9 protein-coding genes and 1 pseudogene are annotated in these 9,175 nt (G+C 36.2%); 7 read left to right on the plus strand and 3 right to left on the minus strand.

Annotation, left to right across the window (positions count from 1 at the left end):
• Nucleotides 1-59 precede the first annotated feature (59 nt).
• The 3 genes from ACOI1C_RS21565 to ACOI1C_RS21575 all read right to left on the minus strand — a co-directional run bounded on the left by ACOI1C_RS21565 (nt 60) and on the right by ACOI1C_RS21575 (nt 4,047).
• Nucleotides 60-1,193, minus strand: a complete 1,134-nt coding sequence (locus ACOI1C_RS21565) for a GerAB/ArcD/ProY family transporter (RefSeq protein WP_422512650.1) — start codon at nt 1,191-1,193, stop codon at nt 60-62.
• Nucleotides 1,193-2,407, minus strand: coding sequence for a Ger(x)C family spore germination protein (locus ACOI1C_RS21570; RefSeq protein ID WP_422512651.1), 1,215 nt, complete (start codon nt 2,405-2,407; stop codon nt 1,193-1,195). The genes ACOI1C_RS21565 and ACOI1C_RS21570 overlap by 1 nt, the downstream gene beginning before the upstream one ends.
• 77 nt (nt 2,408-2,484) lie before the next feature.
• Nucleotides 2,485-4,047, minus strand: a complete 1,563-nt coding sequence (locus ACOI1C_RS21575; RefSeq protein ID WP_422512653.1) for a spore germination protein — start codon at nt 4,045-4,047, stop codon at nt 2,485-2,487.
• Nucleotides 4,048-4,165: 118 nt separating this feature from the next.
• On the opposite strand from ACOI1C_RS21575, the gene ACOI1C_RS21580 reads away from it, so the two are divergent.
• From ACOI1C_RS21580 to ACOI1C_RS21610, 7 genes and pseudogenes are all read left to right on the plus strand, one after another.
• Nucleotides 4,166-4,360, plus strand: coding sequence for a hypothetical protein (locus ACOI1C_RS21580; protein WP_422512654.1), 195 nt, complete (start codon nt 4,166-4,168; stop codon nt 4,358-4,360).
• A gap of 444 nt (nt 4,361-4,804) precedes the next feature.
• Nucleotides 4,805-5,247 (plus strand): annotated as a pseudogene (locus ACOI1C_RS21585) (transposase); the annotation flags it as partial.
• A 290-nt stretch (nt 5,248-5,537) separates the two neighbouring features.
• The gene (locus tag ACOI1C_RS21590; RefSeq protein WP_422512655.1) at nt 5,538-5,912 is read left to right on the plus strand and encodes a GntR family transcriptional regulator; all 375 of its coding nucleotides are present in this window, start codon (nt 5,538-5,540) and stop codon (nt 5,910-5,912) included.
• Between the two features lie 11 nt (nt 5,913-5,923).
• Entirely contained in the window at nt 5,924-6,613 is a 690-nt protein-coding gene (locus ACOI1C_RS21595) for an ABC transporter ATP-binding protein (RefSeq protein WP_422512657.1), read from the plus strand.
• On the plus strand, nt 6,610-7,440 hold the full coding sequence (locus tag ACOI1C_RS21600) for a hypothetical protein (protein WP_422512658.1): 831 nt from the start codon (nt 6,610-6,612) through the stop codon (nt 7,438-7,440). The genes ACOI1C_RS21595 and ACOI1C_RS21600 overlap by 4 nt, the downstream gene beginning before the upstream one ends.
• A gap of 15 nt (nt 7,441-7,455) precedes the next feature.
• Entirely contained in the window at nt 7,456-8,661 is a 1,206-nt protein-coding gene (locus ACOI1C_RS21605) for a hypothetical protein (RefSeq protein ID WP_422512659.1), read from the plus strand.
• 48 nt (nt 8,662-8,709) lie between these two features.
• The coding region (locus ACOI1C_RS21610) for an RNA polymerase sigma factor (RefSeq protein WP_422512660.1) at nt 8,710-9,175 on the plus strand (466 nt) is incomplete at its 3' end.

A 9,175-nucleotide genomic window follows, 5' to 3' on the forward strand; every position in this document is an offset into this window, starting at 1 on the left:
TGTGCTTCCTTTTTTGAGATGTTCTTTATTTTGTTAAACTAGTAGGAGTAGGCAAATTGTTAGTTACTATTTGTTTGTAATTCAGTTTCTTTTTCTGATTTTTTTTGGTTTAATTTCTTTTTAAAAACCCAACCTAGTACCAATAAGAGTAGGGGAAGCCCGACTGCAATGCTTAAAGAAAGGATGACCCATGTGTTTTCAATAAAATACACTGCCCTATGATGATCAAAAACGACCCAATACCCGAATCCACTTAGGATAAGGCAGGTAGGTATGATTACAGGCCGGTAATCTTTAAGCCCAATTATTTTCTGTAAAGCTACAGAAGAACACAATAGCGAGATCATTATTTGGATTAGGGCCGAAGTAGCAAAAAATGCAATCATAATCATTTCGTAGCGATGAATAAATAAGCCAATCTCTGCACTTCTAGCCATTTGCATACAAGAAATAATATACTGCGCAACAACTTCGGGTGTGAGAACCCCAACTTCAATGATAGGCCACATAAGGATGAATAAGCCACTATATACAATCGAAGCAAACGTTGACATTTTCCAGGACTTGTTTTCTTTTACAAGGGGAAGGATGATTGTCGCCATCATTGTGGCCAATGCCCAATCGGTATTATGATGCCTACTTGCCCAGGTTGCTTCCAAGAATCCAGATTGAAATGTTGGTTGTAATTCCCTAATATCAAATTCTCCAATTGACCCCATCAATAAAAGGATGTTTAATATGATGATTGAAAAGACACCTATTAACGCCATCCTTGCAATTACTTCAACTCCAAAATGGATTGCATATGCACCTAGAAGAAATGCAACAAAAATAAAGAGAAGAATTGGAGCATCTGGCAAGAAGTAATCTTTTAGGTGGTATACAAGTGTCGCCATTATTGAACCATATGCCCCTAAGAAAAACAGGAAGATAAATAAAGCAATAAACTTTCCGAAATACTTCCCAAGTAGTAGACTGGATTGATCTATTAAGTCACCATTAGGGTATCTCATGATAACAAACACAACTAAATACATGATAACTATACCTTGGATAACGGCAATGAAAGTCGATATCCAAATGTCCCCTCCTACCTCTCTCGCCATTGACCCTTGTGTTAAACCAATTGCCTTTGGATAGATCATATTAATGATTAACGCCATAAACATTCCATTTGTTATTTGCACCTTCATTACTCGATTAATTTCTCCTTTTTTCCCGATTTCGTTTCTTCTATAAGTAAAGAGCCATGAATGACATGTGCATCAGCACTAATATTAATTGTTACGGTCGGGAATACATTTTCCCACTCGCCAGATAGTTGCTTCCATTCGTATGGATATTGGTTTTGAAAAACTTTACCTAGTTCCAATACATCTGATTTATACTCTTTCTGAAGTTTATTAATGGTTTGGCTTATATCAGTTTTTAATTCGTTTTCAATTACATGTTCTAATTGCTTAACCTCTTCTTGATTCCTGATACTAAAAGGACAACCAGCGTCAACAACACGTGCATAAGAAGTTATCTTTGCTTGAAAACTAATTGTATTATTCTTATATAGAGGCTCCACGTCAAAGTTTTCATTTCTCATTTCCACGCTTAAACTTTTTTCATTATCACTTGGGCAAGGAACGGTTAGAACAACAGATTCTAACTGTTCCCTAAAATAAAGCATACCTTTTGTTTCTTTAGGCTCGAGAATCCCTACCAATTTATCGTCTATAAATATTCCGGCGCCTGCTAACTCAACTTGTTTTATGGTTGGGCCTTTACCAGGCTCTTTATTCGAGATTTCAGATTTTTTTAATTTAACCCTAGCTAGAACAGGTTGACTACTTTCGTTTAGGTAAGCAGCTTGAAGGTCCATCATCTGGGTCTTTGGAGCAAAACCAGAAAGCCTACTATAGCGAAATAATTTGAATAATGTTTCCCCAGGGATTACCTCAATACCAGTAATCGTTGAAACAACTTCTCCAGCATTTTCAGGTGAAACGACAACGTAAGTTTTCATTCGCAGTTCGGGATTTCTTGTAAAGAAGTCAATGATTTCAGCAATTCCTTCCTTAGCTAGCTCTTCATTTATGACGATGATAAAGTTATGAGCCCAAAAAATTCTTCTTGAAGTAAAACTAGAGAGATTTCTGATTGCTTCAAATATAGTTTCACCTTCGGCTTCAACTGACCATATAGGCTCACCAGTCTGACCAGTAGGTGCCCCGGTTTGTCCTCTAGCATCTCCTGGACGGGCGATTTGAACGGTTACCTTTATTTTTCCATCTTCAGACCCTTTATCTAAACCTACTGCCATCACCAGAGAAAGATCATTAATTTCACGTTTTCCAACACAGCTAGTTAGAACGAGAAGAAAAAGTATCATCATGAATAAGAATCTAGCTTTTCTCATTATTGATTATCATCTCCTCGTTTTTTACCGTACCTCTCAAATCGTGAGAGACCATTCTCATTGTAAACATGGGAGTCTTAGGCCTTCTCTTTTTCTTCAGAATCACTTGAAAGTTTGTTCGGTGGTTTTGGCATTTGGTTCTCACCTTCACGATAGGGATCTCCATCAGCAAGCTGTGGCTTTTTGTTCATTTTCCACCAAGGGAAACGGAGAATAGTATCCTTTTGATCAGATGGTTGAAAAGGACTAGCAGGAGCTAAATATGATTCTCCAAAAGAACGTAGGGTCAATGCATGAATTGCTATTAAAGCAAACATTGTTGCAAATCCTAGTAATCCTAAGGTACCTGATGCTAAGAGCAAAGGAATCCGAATCAATCGAATAGAATAAGAAGCCGAGTAATTAGGAATAACGAAGGAAGAAATCCCCGTGATTGCAACAATTATAACCATAAATGGAGATGCCACACCTGCTTGGACGGCAGCTTGTCCTATAACCAATGAACCGACAATACTAACTGCTTGACCTACTGGTTTAGGCATTCTTAATCCAGCCTCTCTCATTATTTCAAAGGAAAACTCCATAATCAATGCTTCTAATAAAACAGGAAATGGAACAGTCTCTCGACCTGCAGCAATCGTCAGTGCAAGCGATGTAGGTATCATTTCTTGATGAAAACTTGCAAGCATGACATAAAGGGACGTTAACGTTAGGCTGATGATAAAGGCGAAATAACGTACTACTCTAAAGAAACTACCGGCCGTATACTTGACATAGTAATCATCACTTGCCTGTAATAATTGCCAAAAATAGGTAGGTACAATTAAAGCAAAGGGAGTGTTATCAACAAAAATAACAACTCTTCCTTCTAATATAGCAGCTGCTACTTTATCGGGACGCTCTGTGCTCATTATTGTAGTAAACGGGGAACGTGGAGTATCTTCAATTAACTCTTCAATATACCCACTTTCTAAAATGCCATCTATTTTAATCCTTTCAAGTCTTTTTTTTACTTCTTCTACTAATCCATCTTTCACAGTCCCCTTTATGTATCCGATATTAACATCCGTTTTTGTTCGTTCACCAATTTGCATGGCTTCAATTCGAAATAACGGATCGCGAATTCTCCTTCTTACTAGTGCTGTATTTGTCCGAATATTTTCCGTGAAACCATCCCTTGGCCCTCGTACAACTTGTTCAGTTTGGGGTTCATCTATGCTACGAGATTCCCATCCTTTTGTCTGGACATGGAAGGCTTTACTACAGCCCTCTATAAAAAAAATCGTACCACCAGATAAAATCGCATCTATTGCCTTATCTACTTTAGGAATATTTTCAAACGAAGAGTTTATTAAAATATGCTTTGTAATTAAATCTTCCAGGTTTTCTTCCTTAATACCGGTTCTATGTAAAAGCTCGTTTCCTTCATATTGTAGAGCTTCTATTGCTTTTTCAATTAACTGTGTATTAACAAGACCATCTGTGTAGAAACAGAGGCCACGAATATTTTTATGCTCATGAAAAGTAATTCTTCTTTTAATTAAGTCAACACTATTCTCAAGAATAGCATTTATCTTAGATTCATTTTCATCGATGCTTGTAGAAAATGTTTGATTCAATAAGTTCTTTTTTTCTACCATGTTGCACCTCTTCACACTAACACTGTTACCTTTATAGCCATAACTAGAATGATTTATGCGAAAAAAATGTATAACATTTACCTCAGTGGTATAAAAAGGGAAGAGAGGAGGACGGTCGATGAATCTATATCATACTTGGATATACGAATATATCTTAAATGCCAGTTGGTTTGTATGGACTGTTGTTATTGTTGTTCTTGGTTTTAATATTCTTTCACCGATTTTTATTTGGTCAATTATGAGTGGAAGACCAGTCCTATTACCAAGAAAATTGAAAGAGGGAAATGTGGAAGTGAGTGATAAAAATACATAGGAAAACTCAGTTGAATTCAATTTATCTCCTTTGTTTTATTGTTAATGACTATCCCTTTAACTCAGAACGACATTCTCCGACCTATTTGGGATTTTCTGTAGAAAATCTGTTTTCGAAAAACTTTGTTGCTTTTTAGAATAAGGGTTGATTGTAACGAGAGGATGCACCATTCCCCGGGGGGGGGGGGGGCGGTGAGCCTCCTCGGCGCTTTGCGCCTTGCGTGAGTCTCACCTGTCCCACTTCTCTAAGCAGGTGCCCTAGCACCAACTGTTCCAATCAACTCATTTATTTAAGGGTTGCTTGACCACTTTTTAGAGAAAGAGCTTAAAGAAAAACACCAGCACGACTACTTATTCTGATCTAGTGGGATAATCAGTTTATTTTTTAAAAAAACATTCAATATCCTGGATTATTTCAAGATAGGCTACGAATGCCTATATCATTGAAAAGCTACTTAGACAAAAGATGTATTAGATGATTGGTGGGTATGCCGAAGATGACGCAGAAGATCAATTGATGGAAGATCCTGTTTTCACTCAAATTCTTAGCACACCTGCGTTAGCTTCTCAACCGAGTCTCTCTCGTTTTTGGGAACGGTTTGACCCAAAATCGATTGCACAATTACAACAGGCGAGTCAAGAACTACTCGATAAAGTACATCATCATAGAAAATCCAAAGCAATCATTTTTGATTTGGATTCTACGCATGCAGATACCTAAAGTAATCAAGAATCAAAAGCTTACAATGCCCATTATGGAACGGTCGGTTTCCCTCCATTAGTTGCTTTTGACGGCGTTACCGGTGATTTTCTGAAAGTACAGCTACGCCCTGGCAATGTAATACGTCTAACGGCGTTGTCGATTTCATCAAACCGTTGATTGAGCATTAGGAGAAGCACGGGAACCGTCCCTGTGCTTCGGGAACCGTCCCTGTGCTTCTTTTTGATTAATATTGATATTGACATTGGAAGTGTATTAAGCATATAATACAAAATATAAGGTGTATTAATCGAGTGATACAGAAGTGTTTTATATCGAATATGTATTACGCGCTTAATACAGTTATTAGAAATGCCTGTATCTTTTAGTTGAGTTATATAAAAGCATATTTTTTTACAAACAGTGTATTGACCTCTTAATACATAAGAGGGAAATTGTTTTTTTAGGAGTTGGGTCTATGGATGTAAAGTTTAATAATCGGGATCCTGTGTACGTGCAGGTCATTCAGTATTTTAAAGAACAAATTGCTAAAGGATTCTTTGAACCAGGTCAGGAGATTCCGTCAAGAAGAGATCTAGCTAATCGATTGAAGATAAATCCGAATACGGCGCAGCGTGCGTATAAAGAAATGGAGGAACAAGGGTTGATCTTTACGGAAGGAAATTTACCTAGTCGGATTACGAAAGATGAGAAAGTATTGCAAATGGTGCGAGAGGAAATGATTTTGGAGGCAGTTACTACGTTTATTCATTCCGTTCGGTCCATCAATGTACCTTTAAACGAGGCTTTGAATGTTGTGAATAAAGAATATGAAAAGGAAAGTAATGAATAGGGGGATTTTGTGTGATTGAAGTAAAGGATGTAACAAAGAAGTTTGGCAGGAAGACGGTGTTAAATGGTGTATCATTTACTGCTGAAAAAGGAAAAATTACTTGTTTAATTGGCATCAACGGTGTTGGAAAAACGACCATTATGAAAGCGATTATGGCATTAACCCCGATTGATAGCGGAGAAATTCTCATTAATGAAGAAAAAATTCATAAAGGCAGCTATGAAAAAGTTACGTTTATACCTGACACCATTACCATGCTGCCTCAAATGAAAATAAATGAGGCTTTTACGTTTATGGCTGATTTTTACGACAGTTGGAATCAAAAACGTGCGAATGAACTTCTCCAATTTTTTAGACTAAAAGAAACCGACCTAATTTCTGAACTATCGAAAGGAAATACCGCAAAAGTAAACCTTATACTTGGACTAGCACTGGATGTAGATTATGTCTTAATGGATGAGCCCTTTTCAGGGATTGATATATTTAGTCGAGAACAGATTGCTGAAGTATTTACAAGTCATCTAATTGAGAATCGTGGTGTTATCATTACAACACATGAGATTAATGATATCGAGCATTTAATTGATAAAGTAGTTTTGCTAGATAATGGTGTCGTATTAAAAGAATTCGATACAGAAGAAGTCAGAGAGAATGAAGGGAAATCGGTCATTGATGTCATGAGAGAGGTGTATAAAGCATGAATCGTTATTTGAAGTTAGTCAATTTCGAGTTTACTCGTTTTTTAAAATTATATATGGTTTTAACTGGGATTACGCTACTTATACAGGTGATTGGAGTTATGCTTGAATCACGAAAATATGTGGGCCGAGCAAACAACGCCATTTATGAGGAATTACTATCGAAAAGGGAATTTATCGAACAATATGGAAAAATGTCCTTTTTAAACTTTTCACAGACTGGCTGGTTTTTGGGGCCGATTGTGCTTTGTGGTGTTACATTACTCATTTATGTGTTCTTTATTTGGTATCGTGATTGGCTTGGAAAGAACACGTTTAGTTATCGTCTGTTAGTGTTACCAACAGCACGAATCAATGTTTATTTGGCAAAGGCTACTACGATTTTCCTCTTTGTTTTAGGGCTCGTTGCATGGCAATTAGTATTAATACCAGTTGAAACTCAAGTTTTACAATGGATGATTCCAGCTGAGTTTTATACTGATATCTCTGTGACCGAAATTACCAATCTCTATTTATTGAATATATTGGTTCCTCAAACATTTACTGACTTTATTCTTTATTATGGTGCTGGAATGGCAGCTGTATGTATTGTTTTTACGGCTATTTTATTTGAACGTTCTTTTGGTTTGAAAGGGATTATCTTCGGAATTGTCTATTGTGCTGTTTCGCTTTTACTCATTTTAGCTCCAGTGTTAGTGAATGAATTCGTTTTGGGGAATTACTTTTATCCAATCGAACTGTTTTATTTGGAAGTGGGAGCAGGATTGCTTGCTTGGGCAGGTGCCATTTCGATTGGTAATTACCTCATAAATAAAAAAATAAGAGTATGATAGGAGGTTACATAAATGAAAAGATATTGGAAAATCATCACGATCTGTCTCGTTACAGTAATCGTGATTGGAGCTTTTTACATTCAATCTAGTTTAGCCGCTGAGAATATAATCATTGAATTTGAAAAAATAAGTGGCAATGAAAATGAAGTGAAAAATGTAACTTTAAACGCTGATTTTGTGGTTGATGAAGTGCATCAATCCTTACTCATTTCAGATAAAGAAACAAAGAATCTAACTAATCAATCCTTGGTGCAGCAATTTACTGGATCTAACACGGTGGCTGCTTATAAGCAATTAATTGAAAAGTACGGAAAATTTATGCGAGGGAAGGATTTACTCCTAAATAACTTTTATGAAGATGAAAATCTGGTAGCGTATGTCAGTGTTGAAAGGAAGGGAATAAATGGATCATCCCTAGATTCCTTTTTCGATATTGATGTTTTAGATAAAGAATCAAAAAAATCTACCTCAATGCGGTTAGATATACCTAAAAAGGAAAACTACGGCTGGGTGGATGTTGTTGATATCCAAATCGTGGATGGCAACTTGAAAGTAATCGCGAGAGGCTATAGAAGAACAAGTGGTGTACAAGATTTGAATGTCTATACGATCGACGTAGAAGATCAAAAGGTAGTAAATGATGAAATCATTTACTCTACTCCAGCAGTTGAGAATGGAATGGCAGATATTCGAATTTTGAATGATTATTATTCGAGTCAGCCGGAAAAATATATTTTATTTAAAGCAGAGGTTTCTTATGCGTATGAACATTTTGAAGGCAAGGGTGAACCTACTCTAGTCGCCAATGATGTCATGGTATATGATATAGAAAATAATCAGACGAAGAAAATTGGTATGGATGAGGAAGAACTTGGATTCAGCAGTGATTCGTATTCAATCTTTGAGTCTACGCTTTACATTCCATCTCAGACCCCAAATGGATTAGAAGTTACTCAATATGATATTGAAGCTGAGAAATGGGGCGAAAAACAGGTAGTTGATGTCGTTTTTTCTGGGAAAGAAGTCGATGCACCTTATATGAAACAACTAAATGGAAAAATATATATAATCAGTTCAACTAGAGACGGACATACCCTTTCTATCCGTGATTTAAATACAGAAGAGTCATTATATGAAGGAAAACTAAAGGTGAAAAATCAAAAAGCTAATCAAAAGGATTACCGCTTATATTTTTTTGATATCCAAGATGCTGGGTGAAGGTTGAAAAAGGTATGACTTCGGATCATATACGGTAGGGTGGGAAAAATGGAGGAACAGAAACTAGAACAAATTATTATCAATTATGAATCCGAATTGCGATATGTAGCCTTTAGATATGTTCGAAATTGGATGGTTGTAGATGATATTATGCAAGAAGTATATGTAAAGATTTTTTTAAAATTGGATTCGTTCGAGGATAAGTCTAAGATAAAAACTTGGGTATACAAAATTACGTGTAATCAATGTATTGATTATCTTCGTAGCAAGGTTGTAAAAGTTACCGTATTAAAAGATAACCCTGAAGAATTGCGATATTCAACGAATGATACAGTAGAAAAAGAAGTAGTGGAAAAGTTTGATAAAGAACAACTTTATCAACATATCGACTCTTTGCCGATGGATTACAAACAAACCTTATCCCTTTATTACTTTCATGACTATTCTTATATCGAAATTAGTAAGTTACTATGCAAAGATATTTCGTTTGTTAAAAATAAACTATGTAGAGGAA

It is taken from the genome of Bacillus sp. DJP31, assembly GCF_049310945.1.
In the GTDB taxonomy this organism is placed as follows: Bacteria; Bacillota; Bacilli; order Bacillales; family SA4; genus Bacillus_BS.